The sequence below is a fragment of the Chloracidobacterium sp. genome (assembly GCA_016720705.1).
Taxonomy (GTDB): Bacteria; Acidobacteriota; Blastocatellia; order Pyrinomonadales; family Pyrinomonadaceae; genus OLB17.
This window is the reverse complement of record JADKKB010000005.1, coordinates 139,407-156,664: the sequence shown is the minus strand read 5'-3', so window position 1 is coordinate 156,664 and position 17,258 is coordinate 139,407. Positions and strand designations below refer to the sequence as shown.

15 protein-coding genes are annotated in these 17,258 nt (G+C 50.1%); 11 read left to right on the top strand and 4 right to left on the bottom strand.

The window, feature by feature from the left end:
- The first annotated feature begins 13 nt into the window (after nt 1-13).
- The 10 genes from IPQ00_03930 (at nt 14) to IPQ00_03885 (ending at nt 9,412) form a co-directional block, all read left to right on the top strand.
- Nucleotides 14-526, top strand: coding sequence for a barstar family protein (locus IPQ00_03930; GenBank protein MBL0239707.1), 513 nt, complete (start codon nt 14-16; stop codon nt 524-526).
- Between the two features lie 596 nt (nt 527-1,122).
- Complete coding sequence (locus tag IPQ00_03925; protein MBL0239706.1) at nt 1,123-2,442, top strand: DUF389 domain-containing protein; 1,320 nt, start codon at nt 1,123-1,125, stop codon at nt 2,440-2,442.
- 51 nt (nt 2,443-2,493) lie between these two features.
- Nucleotides 2,494-3,165, top strand: coding sequence for a response regulator (locus IPQ00_03920; GenBank protein ID MBL0239705.1), 672 nt, complete (start codon nt 2,494-2,496; stop codon nt 3,163-3,165).
- Nucleotides 3,158-4,537 (top strand): HAMP domain-containing protein, encoded by a 1,380-nt coding sequence (locus tag IPQ00_03915; protein MBL0239704.1) that lies wholly within the window; start codon nt 3,158-3,160, stop codon nt 4,535-4,537. Before IPQ00_03920 ends, IPQ00_03915 begins: the two co-directional genes overlap by 8 nt.
- A 98-nt stretch (nt 4,538-4,635) precedes the next feature.
- Nucleotides 4,636-6,036, top strand: a complete 1,401-nt coding sequence (locus tag IPQ00_03910; GenBank protein ID MBL0239703.1) for a glycosyltransferase — start codon at nt 4,636-4,638, stop codon at nt 6,034-6,036.
- A 94-nt stretch (nt 6,037-6,130) separates the two neighbouring features.
- Nucleotides 6,131-6,508: a PepSY domain-containing protein gene (locus IPQ00_03905; GenBank protein ID MBL0239702.1), complete on the top strand. Its 378-nt coding sequence runs from the start codon at nt 6,131-6,133 to the stop codon at nt 6,506-6,508.
- Between the two features lie 93 nt (nt 6,509-6,601).
- Nucleotides 6,602-7,369: a hypothetical protein gene (locus tag IPQ00_03900; GenBank protein ID MBL0239701.1), complete on the top strand. Its 768-nt coding sequence runs from the start codon at nt 6,602-6,604 to the stop codon at nt 7,367-7,369.
- 29 nt (nt 7,370-7,398) lie between these two features.
- A complete protein-coding gene (locus IPQ00_03895) occupies nt 7,399-8,184 on the top strand; it encodes a hypothetical protein (GenBank protein MBL0239700.1) in 786 nt (261 codons plus the stop codon).
- A 184-nt stretch (nt 8,185-8,368) separates the two neighbouring features.
- A complete protein-coding gene (locus tag IPQ00_03890) occupies nt 8,369-8,794 on the top strand; it encodes an OsmC family protein (protein MBL0239699.1) in 426 nt (141 codons plus the stop codon).
- Nucleotides 8,795-9,016: 222 nt separating this feature from the next.
- Complete coding sequence (locus tag IPQ00_03885) at nt 9,017-9,412, top strand: DUF3224 domain-containing protein (GenBank protein ID MBL0239698.1); 396 nt, start codon at nt 9,017-9,019, stop codon at nt 9,410-9,412.
- Nucleotides 9,413-9,420: 8 nt separating this feature from the next.
- On the opposite strand, the gene IPQ00_03880 is transcribed toward IPQ00_03885, so the two are convergent.
- From IPQ00_03880 to IPQ00_03870, 3 genes are all read right to left on the bottom strand, one after another.
- Nucleotides 9,421-10,278 carry a type II restriction endonuclease gene (locus IPQ00_03880; GenBank protein ID MBL0239697.1) on the bottom strand — a complete coding sequence of 286 codons (858 nt, stop codon included), beginning with the start codon at nt 10,276-10,278 and terminating at the stop codon, nt 9,421-9,423.
- Between the two features lie 174 nt (nt 10,279-10,452).
- Complete coding sequence (locus tag IPQ00_03875; protein MBL0239696.1) at nt 10,453-12,780, bottom strand: SpoIID/LytB domain-containing protein; 2,328 nt, start codon at nt 12,778-12,780, stop codon at nt 10,453-10,455.
- 34 nt (nt 12,781-12,814) lie between these two features.
- On the bottom strand, nt 12,815-15,232 hold the full coding sequence (locus IPQ00_03870) for a hypothetical protein (protein MBL0239695.1): 2,418 nt from the start codon (nt 15,230-15,232) through the stop codon (nt 12,815-12,817).
- Nucleotides 15,233-15,256: 24 nt separating this feature from the next.
- On the opposite strand from IPQ00_03870, the gene IPQ00_03865 reads away from it, so the two are divergent.
- Nucleotides 15,257-16,090, top strand: coding sequence for a 1-acyl-sn-glycerol-3-phosphate acyltransferase (locus IPQ00_03865; protein MBL0239694.1), 834 nt, complete (start codon nt 15,257-15,259; stop codon nt 16,088-16,090).
- A gap of 12 nt (nt 16,091-16,102) precedes the next feature.
- Here the strand turns inward: IPQ00_03865 and IPQ00_03860 are convergent, their stop codons facing one another.
- Nucleotides 16,103-16,921, bottom strand: coding sequence for a hypothetical protein (locus IPQ00_03860; GenBank protein ID MBL0239693.1), 819 nt, complete (start codon nt 16,919-16,921; stop codon nt 16,103-16,105).
- Nucleotides 16,922-17,258: the final 337 nt, after the last annotated feature.

Genomic DNA, 17,258 nt, shown 5'->3' with positions numbered 1-17,258 from the left:
CGTTTGAGGCTGTATGGAAATTTTTGCAGATATTCCTGAGTACTGGCAAAGGATCGATTACGCGCTAATGCAAAACGGCCCGATGAATCTCTATTATCGCAATGAGATTCTCGATTCAGATATCGATTCTCTAAAAGGGCTCGGTTATTTGATTGAAATATTTGACTGCTCGAAATGGGAGAACAATGGTTTGATGTATGATGCTTTCGCTGAGCAACTGAAATTTCCAGATTACTTTGGGAGAAATCTCGCTGCTTTAAATGACTGCTTGTGCGACCTTGAAATGCCCGAAGAAGGTGGACGAGCTTTGGTTTTTAAGAACTACGATCAGTTCGCAAAAATCGATGGGGAAATTGCCCAAATCGTCCTTGACATCATTCATTCGAGGTCATACAGCTATCTATTGACGGGACACCGACTTATTGGATTAGTTCAATCAAACGATCCGTGCATATCCTTTGAGGTAGGTTCCCAAGGTGTCCAATGGAACCACAGAGAATGGCTAAAAAGCAGCAGAGGATTGTAATTTCGTTTCGCTAAAATAAACACTTCGGTTTTCAAACAAAACCTTCCGGCAACTCAACAAAACACATCGGCACTTCATAAAAACCTGTCGGCGCGTCGTCAGAACACTTCTACGCGGAGATAAAACACTTCGGTAACTCGTCTAAACATGTCGGTAAGTCATCTACGCGCCTCCGTAAGTCATCTCAACACGTCGGTAAGTCATCTGCGCACATCGGTAACTCGTCTCAACCCTTCGTTAAGTCTCTAGGACTCATCGGTAATTTATCTCAACACGTCCGCAGGTGATCTGCACACGTCCGCAAGTCATCACAACACGTGGGCACGTCTAAATAATGCGGAGTGCAGCAGTTATTACTAACAACAAGAGCAGCACAACGGCTCCGATGATCTGGCTTCGCGAAAATCTCATTTTGCGTCAAAGAGCAGCGCGGGATTGATCTTGAATTGGAGCATTTTGGCGGTATCGCGGCCTGTGGCAACCTCGTATTCTTCGTGAACAATGCCCGCTCGAAGCACGGAGTTTTGACGGAACATTGGTATTATCGGATGATAGCGTTGGACCGATAGCGGGTTTATTGGCAATCCGGTAACCGTATGAATCGAATATTGAGAGCATTTAGCCTGAGGCACGAAAAAGAAGATTTCGACGTTGTCATTGAGAACGTCGAAATAGGAGTTGCCTTTAGCGGCACTAATCTGTGGATCCTCGTTTTTGCGATCTTTATAGCGTCGCTCGGCCTAAACGTAAACTCAACTGCGGTCGTCATCGGCGCGATGCTCGTATCGCCTTTGATGGGGCCTATAATGGGCCTCGGAATGGGGATGGCGATCAATGACCTTCAGCTACTGAAAAAAGCCATTTTCAATTATGGATTTGCACTCATCGTCGGTCTGGTTACCTCGACGATCTATTTTTTGCTGTCGCCGATCAACGACGCTTCGTCCGAGATACTTGCCCGAACATCGCCTAACATCTATGACGTTCTGATAGCCCTGTTTGGCGGGTTGGCCGGTATTTTGGCGATGTCGAGTAAGCAAAAGGGTAACGTAATCCCCGGCGTCGCTATCGCAACCGCGCTGATGCCGCCGCTCTGCACTGCCGGATATGGTGTGGCGAATTGGAATTTCGCCTATTTTACCGGTGCACTCTATTTGTTCGTTATCAACACAGTATTTATCGCACTTGCGACGCTCGTGACGACTCGATTTTTACAATTCCCGCGCAAGCATCTCGAAAACGCCGGCGACGAAGTGATGGCCAAACGCATCGTTTACGGCGTCGTCCTTTTGACACTGCTGCCAAGCATCTATTTTGGATACGACATCGTTCAACAAAATCGTTTTCGCCAACGAGCAGATCAATTCATTGAAAAGGAAGCTATATTTCCTAATGACTATTTGCTAAAGAAATCAATCGATTACAAATCTCAAACGATTCTGCTGACATATGGCGGCGAGATCATTTCGGAGAGTGCGATCGACGAATTGCGTTCAAAACTCGAAAAGTACGACCTGACATCTACTAAGCTGGAGATAAAACAGGGATTTGCGATCCTCAATGGCACAAAAGATGATGAGCGATCAAAGCAATTCGAAGCCGTGTTGAACGAAAAGGAAAAGGAACTCAAGTCCCTAAAGGATAAGGCAGCGTCGATCGACACCGAGAGATCGCTCGGCAAACAGATATTTGACGAGTTGAAAGCACAATATCCGTCCATAAGTTCGTGTGCAGTGCAACGAGTCGTCCAAAACAGCGACTCCGAACAAACTCCGGTGTGGATCGCGATCATCACGTCAACGGCAAAGATCGAGCCGGCCGACCGAACCCGCATCACCGAATTTCTTAAGGCCCGGGTGAGTGCTCCGCAAATATTTCTCTCTTTTGAGATCGCTGCTCCGCCCGCGCCCAACTAAACGATCGTATTTTCATCTTCTGTTAATCTAGGTTACTGTAGGCTGAAGACGATGCGTGTACTTTTGGTCGAGGATGATTTTCGAATCGCTGGTTTTGTTGCTAAGGGTTTGCGTGAAAGTGCGTATGCCGTCGATGTTGCAGGAGATGGTGAGGACGGACTATATCAAGCCGAAATAAACGATTACGACCTGATCATCCTCGATGTAAATCTCCCACGTAAGGACGGTTTCGATGTGTGTCGACAATTGAGAGAAACTGGCAACCGGGCACCCATTTTGATGCTCACGGCACGCGACGCGGTCGATGATAAGATCATCGGGCTCGATCACGGTGCGGACGATTACCTTACCAAGCCCTTTGAATTTCGCGAATTGCTTGCTCGTCTCCGAGCCTTGTCGCGACGGCATAGTGAGATCAGATCACCCAAGATCGTTGTCGCTGATCTTGAGATCGACACAATATCACAACGAGTTTGTCGATGCGGAACACGGATCGAGTTGACGTCGAAAGAGTACGCACTTCTCGAATTTCTTGCTATTAACAGAGGAAAAGTTGTTGGACGCGAAGCGATTTCGACACACGTTTGGGACGATAATTTTGACGCCTTTTCAAATCTGATAGAGGTTTATGTCAAACGCCTGCGAACAAAAATGGACGAAGGTTTTCCGATTCAATTGATCCGCACACGACGCGGCGCCGGTTACATACTTGACGATGTTTAGTTCTATCAGAGTCAAGCTGACGCTGTGGTACACATTCGCCTTGGCTCTGGTGATCATCGCCTTCAGCGCGCTCGTGTATTTGTCATTTGTCCGTGCTTTGCGCTCAGACACCGATGCCAATTTGGTTGAGATGGCTAAGAATTTTGTCATCGGGGTCGATGCCGAACAAAGCGACGAAGAACGGAAGCAACAGCCGTCAGAGAGTATTGCTGAGGCAATGGACGCATTCCGCTTTCGCGACTACCGATTCGCGGTTATATCGAGCAACGAAAAACTAATTGGTAAGACTATCGACTTCGACTTTCCGAACGACTTGAAAAGCGGAATGCCTGAATCATTCGTGGATCACGTAATAAAGGATGAGCCTTATCGTGTTTTTCAACACTCGTTTCAGATCGATGGAAACACTTTTCACCTATTTGTTTTTCACCCGTTAGGCGATAGCCTCGAGCTCGAAGCCCGCCTCAGATACACGCTATTGATCGTTGCCCCGATTGCTCTTTTGTTAGCTGGAATCGGCGGGTATTTTGTCGCTCGCCGCAGTTTTCGCCCAATTCAGCAAATGAGTGCTCGAGCCAATTTGATAACATCGCAGAATTTACACGAGCGATTACCGGTCATAAATAGAAAAGATGAACTCGGCAATCTCGCCACCGTATTTAATGATCTGTTAGATCGTTTGGACAAGTCTTTTGAGCAGCAGCGGCGATTTATGGCGGATGCCTCACACGAGTTGCGAACTCCCCTTGCCATCGTTCGAGGTGAATCTGAAGTTGCCCTTAGCAAGTCCGAGAGAACCGCTGCAGAGTATCAGGAATCTCTATCGATCGTACACGATGAGAGCAAGCGTTTGACACGTATCGTCGAAGATCTATTCACACTTGCCCGGGCAGATTCGGGAAATTTCGCGGTAAATTTTTCGGAAGTCTATCTCGACGAAATTGCCGGCGAATGTGTACATTCGATCCGAACCCTGGCAGACAAGCGAAATATCGGAATCGAATTTGTTGCCAACGAAATGCTCGTAACGGGTGACGAATCGCTGCTTCGACGGCTGTTGATAAACCTTCTCGACAATGCCGTCAAGTATAACCACGATAATGGCCGCATTTCTATAACGACCAAGGATCAACATCTAACCGTTACCAACACCGGCCCGCAAATTCCCGCCGATGAGCAAGCTGAGATCTTCGGACGTTTCTATCGCGCCGATAAGGGAAGGCAGCGAGGCAACGAATCTTCGACCAGCGGTGCCGGACTCGGACTGGCCATTTCAAAGTGGATCAGCGAGATACACGATGCCGAATTGGTTCTGGAACGATCGGACAAGTCCGGCACGTCATTTACTGTCCGATTCCCACAAGCAAAATAAAATAGCCAGAGCCGACCTTGTTAATCATAAGTTCATCTTTACTCTGCTAATGTGATGATGGATCGTCAGTTTAAGACCGTCGGAGCAAGGAAACCATTATGGTTGAAAGATCGCCAAAGTCTGTCCATATTACAAATTACTATCATAAAGATTCGGGCGGTATCAGCACCTTTTACAACAAGCTACTTGAGGCCGCTAACCGGCACCATCGATGTGTTCGGCTAATCGTCCCGGGCGAGAACAGTACCGTCGAGGAGGTCGGTGATTTCGGGCGCATATATTATGTAAAGGCCTTCAAATCACCTGTAATTGATAACCGGTACCGATTACTCACCCCGCTAAACTATCTTCAGACGGGAACCCCGATCCGCGAAATACTCTCAGCCGAGAAGCCGGACATAATCGAGATCGGCGAAAAGTATCTGCTTTCTCTGCTCGCGGGTGTCATAAGGACGGGCCATTTCAAAGAAGTCGGCAGGCCGGTGCTGATCCATTTCTCGCACGAGCGTATGGACGACAATCTTCGTGCGTTCGTCTCAAAGGGTAAATTTTTCAATTGGTTTTCGCGTCAGTTGGTACGAAATTATATTCTGCCGATGTTCGACTACCATATCGCAAACTCCAATTATACCGCGGGTGAGCTAACTGCCGGATTAACGCCGAGTCCGAGTCCGCTGTCGTATGCCGAGGTCTTCTCGAACTTTTGTTCGCGAAAGCTGAATGCAGGAGCACTTCGCTCGACGGGCGACGTCAAAGTCAGCAATTGTGGGGCAGATTTTCAATTTTACAACTCATATCAGCGAAACGACAAAGTTCGCCGACAGCTGCTTATCGATGCCGGTTTCCCGGAGGACGCCAGGGTCATTCTATACGCAGGGCGAATATCTCCGGAGAAAAACATATCGTTAATTCCGACCATCTTTCAACTACTTCAGGGCTCCGATCTGTGTTCGGCCAATCAGGGTAAATACCGGCTATTGATATTGGGAAGCGGCCCGCTCTCCGACTGGCTCGAAGATGAGCTAAACAGGCTCACGCCCGGACAATTCAAGATGATGGGCCATTTGGCTGACAAAACTAAACTGGCCGAGGTCTACGCAAATAGCGATGCATTTTTTCATCCAAACCCTTGTGAGCCTTTTGGGATCGGCCCGCTTGAGGCGATGGCGGCTAACTTGCCGGTCGTTCTGCCAAACACCGGCGGCGTAATGTCATACGCGAGTTCTGACAACGCCTGGCTGGTCGGCCCGGCTCCGGAACAATACGTGACGGCAATTCAGGAGATTCTATGCAACGATGCGGAACGAACCCGCCGCACAGAAAACGCCGTAACTACCGCAAGAGACAATTCGTGGGGACTTGCCACAGACCGATTGTTTGCACTATATGACGAAATGATCGCTGAGTTCGAAGAGCGGAATGGAGAGCAGTCTGAAGGTGCCGATCGCCCCATTATCCGGACTTTTTCGGATCAGGCCTCGGATCGCATAGTTCGCTAAGGGGGTTTAATCCTACGTTCATCTTGCACTTGTTAACCTGTCTGTGGACTCGCGGAAATCAGCCGTGAGCGAGAATACAAATAGGAGAATTTTTATGAAATTTAATACGAAAGCTCTAGCACAATTAACTCTCTCACTGACACTTTTGGCCGGTATCGTCGTCGTTTCGACGACGACCACCTTTGCACAGGAGAAAGAGGAAAAGACGAGTACGAAGCACGCAAAGAAAGCAAAAATAAGCCTTGCGGCGGCCAGAGCAACGGCGTTGCAAAAAGCTCCGGGAAAAGTCGAGGGTGAGGAACTCGAAAAGGAAAAAGGCAAGCTCGTCTATTCCTTCGACATACGGAACGACCGAGGAACGATCAGCGAGGTTTGGGTCGATGCAAAAACCGGCAAGGTCATAAAGGTCGAAGAAGAAAACGCTGCTGCTGAGGCTAAAGAGAAGAAAGAAGACGCGAAAAAGAAGCCCTAGGCATTTCATTTATTTGCGGTTCGTGGTTCCTCACAATGGAACCGCGAACCCTTCACTCACTATCAATCAACCTCAAAATTAAGGGAGCAATCCGTGGACGAGACAAAATCGAATGTTCTCAGCAAGGTTCCGGCCGTCACCCTCGGCTTCTGGATAATTAAACTATTCGCAACTACACTCGGCGAGATTGGCGGCAATGCTTTTTCGATGTCCTTGAACTGGGGCTATTTGGCGAGTACGGCGATTCTCGCAGTCATATTCGTAATTTCGGTCATTGCTCAAATAAAGGCGACAAAGTTCCATCCCGCTTTGTATTGGTTTGCGATCATCGCTTCGACTACCGTCGGAACCACGACGGCGGATCTAGTGACCCGTGATCTCGGAATTGGCTACTCAGGCGGCTCGGTGCTACTACTATTTGCAGTATTGGCGACGCTGGCAATCTGGCGTTTCTCAACCGGAACGATTTCTATCGGGAGCGTTTCGTCCGTAAAGACGGAGTTATTCTATTGGTTGACTATAACCTTTTCACAGACCTTAGGAACCGCCCTCGGCGACTGGTTTGCGGACACCGCCGGCTTTGGTTACCTCGGCTCCGCTTTCATATTCGCAATCGCACTCTTGGTGCTTTACGCTCTACATCGCTTTAGCGGCCTTTCACGCCCGGGGATATTCTGGGCAGCCTTTATCCTCACCCGACCATTCGGGGCGGTGGTGGGGAATCTTTTAGACAAGTCGCCAGCCGCCGGAGGTATGGAGATCAACCGATTTGCGGCTTCAGGTGTATTTCTCGTATTGATCGCCGTGATGATCTTGGTATTTCCGCAATCTCCTGCAATTGGTGACGATACCGGACAATAATTGGTTCTTTGGAAACGAGGGGAACAGCAATGGACAATACAAGGTCAGAGATTATCAGCAAGGTTCCGCAGGTAACGCTATTATTCTGGATCATAAAGATCCTCGCGACGACGCTAGGCGAAACCGGCGGCGATGCCGTAACAATGTCTTGGCTTGGCGAAACGACCGCCGAAGCAAGCGGCTTTGGCTACCTTATCGGCACCGCGATCTTTGGTGCCACTTTTATCGTCCTGGTCATAATCCAGATCAAGGCAAAAAGATTCCACCCCTTCCTTTACTGGCTTACGATCGTCGCTACGACCACGGTTGGCACAACACTCGCCGATTATGTGACGCGGTCAATCGGCATCGGGTACACCGGCGGTTCCACAATATTGTTGACTCTCGTTGTTGCGTCGCTGTTGACGTGGCGCCGGGCCACCGGCAGCATCTCCGTCGACACGGTGAATACGCCAAAGGTCGAAATCTTCTATTGGGTAACGATTATGTTTTCGCAAACGCTTGGAACCGCACTCGGTGATTGGTTTGCCGACACCGCCGATCTCGGATATCTTGGTGCCGCAGCCGTTTTTGGCGGTGCATTGGCGATCCTTGTCGCATTGTATTTTTGGACCAACGTGTCGCGAACTATTTTGTTTTGGATCGCCTTTATTCTGACAAGGCCGCTCGGCGCGGTCGTCGGCGATTTCCTCGATAAACCACTCGACCACGGCGGACTCGAGCTAAGCCGATACACTGCCTCAATAATGCTGTTGGTAATCATCGCTGCGCTAATTCTAATATTTCGGCCGGCCGCCGCCGAAGAAGCTCATTGACTCACCTCGTTTATCTACTTCGCACTTGGCCCACATCACTTATCAAGGCCCACAGGGGCCTTGATCCTTATTGTTCTTCAGTCCATAAATTGCCCCTCCCACTCGCAACATTTCGGGCAACCTCTCCGTAGCCCGCGGTTTCGTGCTAAAATTAACAAATACAACAAATTGCAAGGAGAAACTTATGTTAAGAAAAGCATCGGCGGAGTGGAGTGGCGGGATCAAGGACGGTGTTGGCAAGATCTCGACCGAAAGTGGTGTGCTCAAGGACACACAGTATTCATTTAGTACTCGATTTGAGGATGGAGCCGGGACCAACCCCGAGGAGTTGATCGCGGCGGCCCACGCGGGTTGTTTCTCGATGGCTCTGTCGGGGCAATTGGGTGCGGCCGGACTGACGGCAGACAGCATCAGTACCACCTCGTCAGTACGGATCGAAAAACTCGATTCCGGGTTCACGATCACAAAGATCCATCTCGACGTGACCGCCAAGATTCCCGGCGCCGATGATGCCGCGTTCCAGACTGCTGCGGAAAATGCCAAGTCAGGCTGCCCCGTGTCAAAGCTCTTCAACGCCGAGATCACGATGGATGCCAAACTCGACAATTAGATCAAGTATGTTCTGATCAATGCAAGGGCCAGTATTATCGCGAGCACGATCGTAGCTCCGGTGATCTGGCTCTTTGTAAATTTCATAGAGAACCTCTAGGTGAATCATATTCTAAATTCATTGGTGGATATATTGAAATTGATATTGATGACGGTCGCGCTTTCTATATTTGCCGCAACCGCAGTCTGGCCGCAATCTGTTAAACATATTAAGCCCAAAACTATGACAGCGAAAGGTACCTTTGATGTAAAAGCTATTCCTCAGCCGGTGGACGACGCGGCCGCCGGTCCATTCGGGAGACTGTTTCTGGACAAGAAATATCAAGGCGACATCGACGCAGTCAGTCTGGGGCAAATGATGGGAGCACAAACCGAAACGGAAGGCTCGGGTGCTTATGTCGCTCTCGAAAAGGTAACGGGCAAGCTCGATGGCAAGAAGGGAAGCTTTATGCTGATGCACAGCGGCACGATGCAAAAGGGCGGTGTTTACGTCCTAAATGTGGAAGTCGTTCCTGATTCGGGCACGGATGAACTGGTTGGTCTTGCCGGAAAGATGAAGATCATCATCGAGGGCGGCAAGCACCTTTACGAATTCATCTATTCATTCGAAAAGAAGTAGATCGAACGCTATTTTCCTTCAAATAGCAACGCCGGATTGATCTTGAATTGGAGCATCTTGGCAGAATCGCGGCCGCCGTCGCCGCCTTTGCGTTGGACGGTGATACGCCCGATCTTAAGGTTGCCGTTTCGCGTCATTTCAACAGGGCCCGAACTAAAGAATTTCATCGCGTATTCATCATTTCGCAAAACCCAACGTGGTTTTTCGCTCGATTTTAAGGCAACCATCATCCACCCCGCGGCGTGAATGCCGTCACCTGAGAACAGGTCTGAGACGATCATATCTTTGTTAGCCGTAAAGAAATCAATGACGGCTTTTTGTGTTGCGGCGTCTAGTTCGTTTAAGAACATTCGGTCGGCCGATCGTCCTGCCTTTGTCGGCGGCGTTTCACCTACAAATAGTTTTAGAGCGGCTTCGACATCTGCGGGTATCTTCCACATTTTCACGTAATGTGCGAGCCAGCGTTTGTCGATCTGGTTAAAGCCGTTGGGGCTCGAGACAAGTTTGATAGAAATGCCCTCTTTTCGTTCGCCGGTCTTGGTTGTCACCACGATCTCTACGTCTGCTTTTTCGCCGTGGGGTTTGGTGGCTGCGACGGCTTCAACCTCGGTCAGCTTAAAGCCCATTGCCCCGAGCCAGATCCGTGCTTCACTGTCCGTTTTCCAATTATTGAACTTGTCGCGGATCTCGTCTTCGTTCTTAAAGCCGTTCTTGGCAGTGTTCGATCCGAGTTCGACCTTTTCAGCACGCGACGTCTGGCTAAACGAATTGAAAGACAGAGCTGTAAATATAACCGCAATGGCAAGTAAGAACCGCATTTGCCAAATATAGTCGCTGGCCGCGAGCAATTCAAATCTGGGTCTCATAGTTGGTGGCAAATGCCGCTGGCAACCGCGACCGGGAATACATCCTAATTTGCAGCTATTTCGGACTCGGTAAGGCGATGCGGCAAGAGTGGGCTCGGGCGTAATTGCATTTCACACGTCTTTGGGGCTATCAGGGTCTCGAATTAGATCTGAATTTACTCCCTTTCCGTCGGTTTAGTACGATCTGGTCAGTTCGACGCCCGTGTAGTAATGCTTGATGATCTCATCGTACTTAACGCCCATTTTCGCCAGGCCAAATGCTCCGAATTGGCACATACCGACACCGTGACCCCAACCTCGTCCGGTGAACGTATAGCTCGCAACCGTGCTGCCTGAATATCGTTTGTTCATCACAAAAAGCTGTTCAGGTAGACGCAGTGCTGATCGTATCTTGCCGCCTTTGAGTGTTTTGATACCATTTGAACCGACTATCTCAAGTTCGATCGGACGGCGGGAGTAGCCGACTTTTTTGATATTCACATCGTATAAAGTGCCGATACCTCGGACATAGCGCGAGAGGCGGGATTGAACATCGCCTGCGGATGCGGATTTGTTCCAGAGCGTCCAGGGTGACATTCGCTCGGCGGTCGTCGGGCTGTCCGTCGGTTCGACCTCCAGATACTTAACGGCGCCGAGAGCATCCAATTGGTAACTCAATTTCTCACCGCCGAGCAGTGCGACCTCGCGAACGGGATAAAATGTGCCCCCAAAGCCTCGAAACAGAAATATATCCGGCCGAATTGCCAGCGGACGATCGGTCTTACCGCTACGAAGCATCAGTTTACCGTCAACGCTGGTGCCGGCAGTTGCGGTCTGCATTTCCGGCATCCATTTTTTCTTTTCGTATATCTTGCGAATAAGGCGCAGCACTCGGCCCCGCGTCAGAGGCATATTCGGGCGAAACGTAAGGTCAGGATTAAGCGAAAAATATCCGTCGCGAAGCAACAACGCGATCTCAGCCCGGCGTTCGCGAGGTATTTCAGCCGCATCAACGATCGCGAGGTTATAATTGATGTCCGATTCGGTCAGCATCGTATCCGCATAGCCAGGCGCGTATATCAGGCCGGCCAGGGCCTTGGCCAGTTCAGCCGGCTTAGCGGTTTCGCGGTTTACGATTGGACTCGGTTTACCGAATTTAACTGCTAGGTTACCAAGCCAATTCGACATCTCACTTTCGGTCGGAACACTATCAAACCAATCGTCGGTCATCTGACCGGCCGAAAGTTGAAAGCCGTTTACAGCCAATTTTGACATCAGGCGTACAAGTTCCAGGTTTCCTTCGTCGCGAATATCAGACAAAGCTCGGTTCGTTTTGATCAAAAACGGCTCGAAATGCCGATGGCCCTCGAGCGAGCATTCGACACCGACTAAATAAGGTTCGGCGTGATCGAAAATATTCTCACTACTCTCAGTACGGCCGCCGCAAGTCGATGTGTAATAGGCCATTATCGGCTTGCCCTGATATGTCGCCACCATTCCGCGGGTCTCCCTAACGGCCTGCGTGCCCATCTTGGTTTCGATGGAAACGCCCTTATAGACCTGAGACGAGATCGTCGGCACCATATCAAAGCCTTGCTTGCCGTAGCCGCCGATATTGGCGACCGCATAGGTTCGGGCAGCGACAGCCTGAGCCTTTTGAGCCTCGATCGCCGGCAATCCCAGTTCACTAGGCACCACGCCGAGCAGATATTCTTCGAGCGGTACAACGTTGACCACGGTGAGGCCGCCCTTTGCATTGACAAAAACCTCGATCTTTCCTCGATAAGCCTTGCCGTTGAGCCGAACGGGATTAGCACGTTCATTCAGCGAACCGAAGGCCACGGATTTCAGCGAACGGAAACTTGCTGCAGCTACCGGTGTATTGACGATGACCTCGCGCAGATTCGGATCGACACTTCCCGTAACCATCGGGTTCGCCGAACCCGTAGTCTTGATCAAACTTCGGACCTCACTCGCTCCCTGTGTCTTTATTTGTTGAGACAGAGCAATGGCATCAGATGACACGGCCGTCTTTTTCTCGGTTATCGTAACTGCGTCATCAAATCCGTTTTCCGCTAGTTTGGCCTTTAGTTCGTCGGCATCGATGATCGAATCTTTGATCGATCCGACCCATACCTTCCAAGTATTGGTCGGCGTGTCGATACTCGCAAACGCGGTCTCGCCCGTAGCATCGCGTATTTCTCTGGCAAGTGTTGTCGCTTCGTTCTGCGTCGGCAGATTTTGGAATTCGATACGATAATTCTCGATCTCCGGCGCTCGGTACGCTCTTGCAGAAACAGTCACTCGATTAGTCGCCAAAAACTTGCTCTGTTCGTCGGGGCTGACGGAGACCAACGACGAGTCGGCCGTTGTGATCGTTACCGACCCCGAATTTGTCGAAAGGCCGATCCGTATCAGCGGTTCACCCGCCAACTTGAACAACTCAGATTCACCCGATGCCATCACGGTTGAACTCAATACCGCTGTCCAAAACACCAATAGCGACTTGCGAAAATACTTCATAGACTAATCTTACCAAAACTCTATTCGTACGAACTTACTTTTCCAATGCGTTAAAGATGAACGGAAATGTTGCCCAGGACTGTCCGCGATGCTGCGGTCGAAATGCGAATAGCACGATCTTGCCCTTTCCAACTGTGACCTCGACCAGGGCGGCCTTGTCATTCAAGAATTTTTCACCGAGCATCCATCCAGACAAAAGAGCGTCCTTCGAGGCATATCGGGCGACGATCGTGGCACCCGCATCGGATGCAACCTCGTATGCAGAACTGTTTGAGAAATACGCGGCTACCTCAGTACCGAACCCATTGCCGAGCTTGCTTTTGTTGTCAACCGCAAGCTGTACGATCGATCCGGGATTATAAAATTCGCTCCGCTTTAGTCCGCTGAGGACGTTTTTGATCGGCAATCCAAATGTCTTGATGACCAAGTCACACGAGTCGTCAAAACAGATCAGTTTACCTCCTTCAGTGACGTATTTCTTGAGGTTATCGACGCCCTCATCGCCTATGCCGCCCGCAAATTCGGCGGGATATCTCTCCGGACTCAATCCCTTGACGATAGTGTTTCCACTGTCGGCCGGCAAGATCACAGCGTCGCAGTTTACCCCGCCGCCGGAGGACATCGTCTGCCCACAGACAAAATTGCCGGACCGGGCATCGGCGTCAGACAACCGGCGATAAGCAATGCCAAAAGTGTCGAGCATCAGTCTTGTCCAACCTTCGTCCATCGAGCCCGTCGATCCGCGGTACAGAGCGATCTGCGGTGTGCTTCTGAGCGGATATTTGACGCCCTTGAATGGCGTGCCGGTTTGATTTAGCCCCAATGCGGCTCGAGCCTGATTGATATTGGTTAGTCGCTTGAGCGTCGCGGTGTCTTTTTCCATATCGCGAATGTCCCACGCCGCGTCATACGCCACGCCCATCTGCAGCGGCAGAGTCCATCCCGCGACATCATACGGAGGCTCAGCTTCGCCGTTAGGCAACAGTCGATGCGGATAGACTTGTTTCTCAAACAAACTAAGAATATTGTTTTTTTGAGGCTGATTGACGAATACTAGATATCCGCCAAGTGGAGTTTCGTGAAAATCGACGTTCGGCGTTACCTTCACCCACAGTTCCTTTGTCATCTGATAGACATCGACGCCCTGAGCCATCAGGATCTCGATCAATCGGGCGACGGCCTCGGCATTTGGCTGGCCCGCCGAGATAATATAGGCCTGCGGTTCATCGGGCTGCTTTACTAAATTGGCTTTTCCGTAATCGTAAAAATTACGTAAATATCGCGGCCGAAATTTTGCCGCCATCTGCAGCAAACTCCGTGATGCCGTCATTTCGATATTGGCAATATCGACGGGACGCCACAGTCCGCCTTCCCACGTTTCAGGATAATTGGTGGCGGTTTCTAAGAGGTTGGGCAATCCGCGCGTAAATCGATTTCGCGCAAGATCTTCCTTTTTGACGGTTATCGGCGTCATCAGGCTAACGCTTGCGGCCTCCGATAAAATTCCGATCGAATTGTGGTAATAAGGGGCCGAACGAAATCCGCCGTGCCACCACGTATCATATGTCGAATTTGTCGCGACACCAGCGACGCCATTGGCCTGCAGGTCAGCGGCCATTTTATATCCGACCAGGCCGACCTCGCGGAGGATCGACGGCGAAACTCTCGGATTTGGCGGGTCGAAAAATGGCGGGATGATGAATCTAGAAGCATTTTGCCCCTGCTGATGTACGTCATACACAAATTGCGGAAACCATTGCTGCCAGTAAAGCTTGGTGATGGCTTGTGTCTCGACCAGATTGAGCATAAACCAATCGCGATTGTTGTCGTGGCCGGCATAATGGTGGTACAACTCCGGCGGCGATGTTCCCTCGCTCTTGGTGCCGAGCGTCTTTCGATACCAATCGGCAACGATCTTAACGCCGTCCGGATTGGAGGACGGTATAAGTAAAAGTATCGTGTCATCGAGTATTTCCTTGGTCTCGGCGTCTGTTGCGGTCGCAAGTTGGTAGGCGAGATTCATCGACATTTGCGATGCGACGATCTCGGTCGAGTGTATCGAACACGATATCGACACAACGGTCTTACCGTCGCGTATCAGGCCTGCAAGTTCCGACTCGCCTTTGATCGTGCGCGGATCCGCAAGTTTCGCGTTGATCCGGCGGTACTTTTCAAGGTTTCTGATATTGTCCGCTGACGAGATGAATGCCACGATCAGCGGACTCCCATTGGTCGATCTACCGACCTCACGGACCTCCACCTTTGGGCTCGCCTTGCCGAGTTTTCCAAAATAGTCGACTATCTGGCTCCAATCGGCGATCGTTTTGTCGTCTGTAGGCTCAAAGCCAAGGACCGACTTCGGACTGGGTATCTGAGCGACAATTGAGAGCGAAAATAGTAAAATCAGACCGCTGAGTCGCAGAAACCTAGAGCTAGTAAACACGATTTTCATATTTTTGAACTTTGAATAACACCGATGACCGAAACTCCGGCCAAAACACGAATGGCCCGCGAGAATATCTCCGCGGAACTCGAGAAAGCTATAATCGATAATAAAAAATTGTCGTTTCCCATCAAAGATTCTAACAAATCGCGCCTGTCCGGGAAAATAAGATATTGGTGGAGTTGGTTCGTCGCCGGCACGCTCTTACTATTGATCGCCACGCCGGTGATGTTATTTCTGTTTATCATTGATCGCCGCATCTGGTTTTACCCGTTCACGGCTTGGGGGGCTCGGACTTGGCTCAGAGCGTGCGGAGCAAAGGTCAAGGTTCGCGGTAGCGAAAATCTCGACGGCGACAGAAATTACGTTTTCGTTTCAAATCACCGCTCCTATCTCGACACCGCCACACTCTTCTTTTTTGCCGGGAGGAAGATGGGTCTTGTTGCCAAACGCGAATTGCTCAAAGTGCCGGTGCTCGGTCAGGGTATGAACTTTGTGAATATTATCGCAATTGACCGTTCGAATGCCGAGCGAGCGATGCGGTCGATGGAAAAGGCTCGCCGGGTAATGGCTGACGGCTATTCTTTCGGTGTATTTGTCGAAGGCACGAGGGCAATGCCGGGTGAGTTACTGCCATTTAAGAAAGGTGCATTTCACCTTGCACTGCAAACCAACTCGCCGATCATTCCGGTTGCGATCAAAAATACTGACTGGATGATGGGCAAAAAAACCGGCGTAGCCTACGCCGGCGAAATAGAGATGGTGCTGCTTCCCGCCATCGAAACTGACGGCCTAGACGCCGATGCGATCCCGGAACTCATTAAGGCAACGAGATCGTCCATCGCTCACGAGCTCGCGAAGCCGTAGTATATCGGCAACCTATCCAGGCTTCTTTAGAATCGGCGATAAGATCGGTTTTGTTTCCGGATCAGCAACATCGTCGAGGATCCTGACATCAGTGCGGCCAACCTTGTAATCCGAGTATTTTACCCGCATCCGGAGTTTGACCACCTGCCCGCTGTCAAAAACGAGATCATCATCCGATCTGGCGTCCACCGGAAACCAGTATTTGCCGTCTATCTGCTCACGGGTCGTCTCAACTATCGGAAATTTGTTTTGTTTGGTTTCCGGTACGGCTTTACCCTTCGACTTCAAGATCATAAGATCCTGAATATCGACCCAAATGCGGCCGACGAACAGTCGCTGTTTGGACTTTTTTGGATCGGGGATCACCTTAGGGGCGACATCAAAAACATATAGGTCATAATCGTCTATACGTTCAACGCCTTGAAAATTAAAATTGTATTGAGGGATCGCGTATGGTTCAAGAGCAAAGGGATTAACACCGCCGAGGTCCTCAAGATCCTCCGGGGTAACGGTCATTTCCGTAAGTGTCGAGATCGGGGCAAACAATATCTTTTCGAATCGTCCGCCGTCCGCATTGAAAGTCATAAACGAATCTCGCCGATAAGTGCCGGTGACCTGCCCACCGAGACCAATATTACTCATCGATGCCCGCCTCGTGAATACATAATCCTTGAGAGCCTCACGAAATGCAGATTCGTTTTCCGACACTTTCTTGATAATGCGTGCTATCTCGGCCGGGGCCAATTCCTTCCGGACAATCGTCGTCCCTTGTCCCACAGTGAAGACGGCCGTCACCGCGATCAAAAACAAACTAAAAACAGATCTCTTCATAGCTTTCCTCAACTCGTAGCTCTCAGAAAATAGATGCCGCTGATACACAATTGGTTGACATTATACTCTGCATACTTCGTTTGAGCTCAGCAATACTAGGGCGATTAGCTGACTTTTCTGTTTAAGTTGTGTCGCAATGTATAGGTGTACGCCCAATCAGTTGCCCACATCATTTGATCAAAAGGGTTCAGTTCTCGCTGTCGATATGGCCGCGGGGCGTTTTGTCAGCGGGTGATCGCCGGAAATTGAGAGCTACCCTACCAATTTGCGCTTGCTGAATGAACGTTCATTCAGTTATAATAAATAGAATTTGGATCGTCAGACTTAAAAGGTCATT

Coding starts and splice junctions, on each gene's coding strand:
- IPQ00_03930 (MBL0239707.1), top strand. CDS start 14: ATGGAAATTTTTGCAGATATTCCTGAGTACTGGCAAAGGATCGATTAC.
- IPQ00_03915 (MBL0239704.1), top strand. CDS start 3,158: ATGTTTAGTTCTATCAGAGTCAAGCTGACGCTGTGGTACACATTCGCC.
- IPQ00_03925 (MBL0239706.1), top strand. CDS start 1,123: ATGAATCGAATATTGAGAGCATTTAGCCTGAGGCACGAAAAAGAAGAT.
- IPQ00_03910 (MBL0239703.1), top strand. CDS start 4,636: ATGGTTGAAAGATCGCCAAAGTCTGTCCATATTACAAATTACTATCAT.
- IPQ00_03885 (MBL0239698.1), top strand. CDS start 9,017: ATGACAGCGAAAGGTACCTTTGATGTAAAAGCTATTCCTCAGCCGGTG.
- IPQ00_03870 (MBL0239695.1), bottom strand. CDS start 15,232: ATGAAAATCGTGTTTACTAGCTCTAGGTTTCTGCGACTCAGCGGTCTG.
- IPQ00_03880 (MBL0239697.1), bottom strand. CDS start 10,278: ATGAGACCCAGATTTGAATTGCTCGCGGCCAGCGACTATATTTGGCAA.
- IPQ00_03875 (MBL0239696.1), bottom strand. CDS start 12,780: ATGAAGTATTTTCGCAAGTCGCTATTGGTGTTTTGGACAGCGGTATTG.
- IPQ00_03895 (MBL0239700.1), top strand. CDS start 7,399: ATGGACAATACAAGGTCAGAGATTATCAGCAAGGTTCCGCAGGTAACG.
- IPQ00_03865 (MBL0239694.1), top strand. CDS start 15,257: ATGACCGAAACTCCGGCCAAAACACGAATGGCCCGCGAGAATATCTCC.
- IPQ00_03920 (MBL0239705.1), top strand. CDS start 2,494: ATGCGTGTACTTTTGGTCGAGGATGATTTTCGAATCGCTGGTTTTGTT.
- IPQ00_03890 (MBL0239699.1), top strand. CDS start 8,369: ATGTTAAGAAAAGCATCGGCGGAGTGGAGTGGCGGGATCAAGGACGGT.
- IPQ00_03905 (MBL0239702.1), top strand. CDS start 6,131: ATGAAATTTAATACGAAAGCTCTAGCACAATTAACTCTCTCACTGACA.
- IPQ00_03860 (MBL0239693.1), bottom strand. CDS start 16,921: ATGAAGAGATCTGTTTTTAGTTTGTTTTTGATCGCGGTGACGGCCGTC.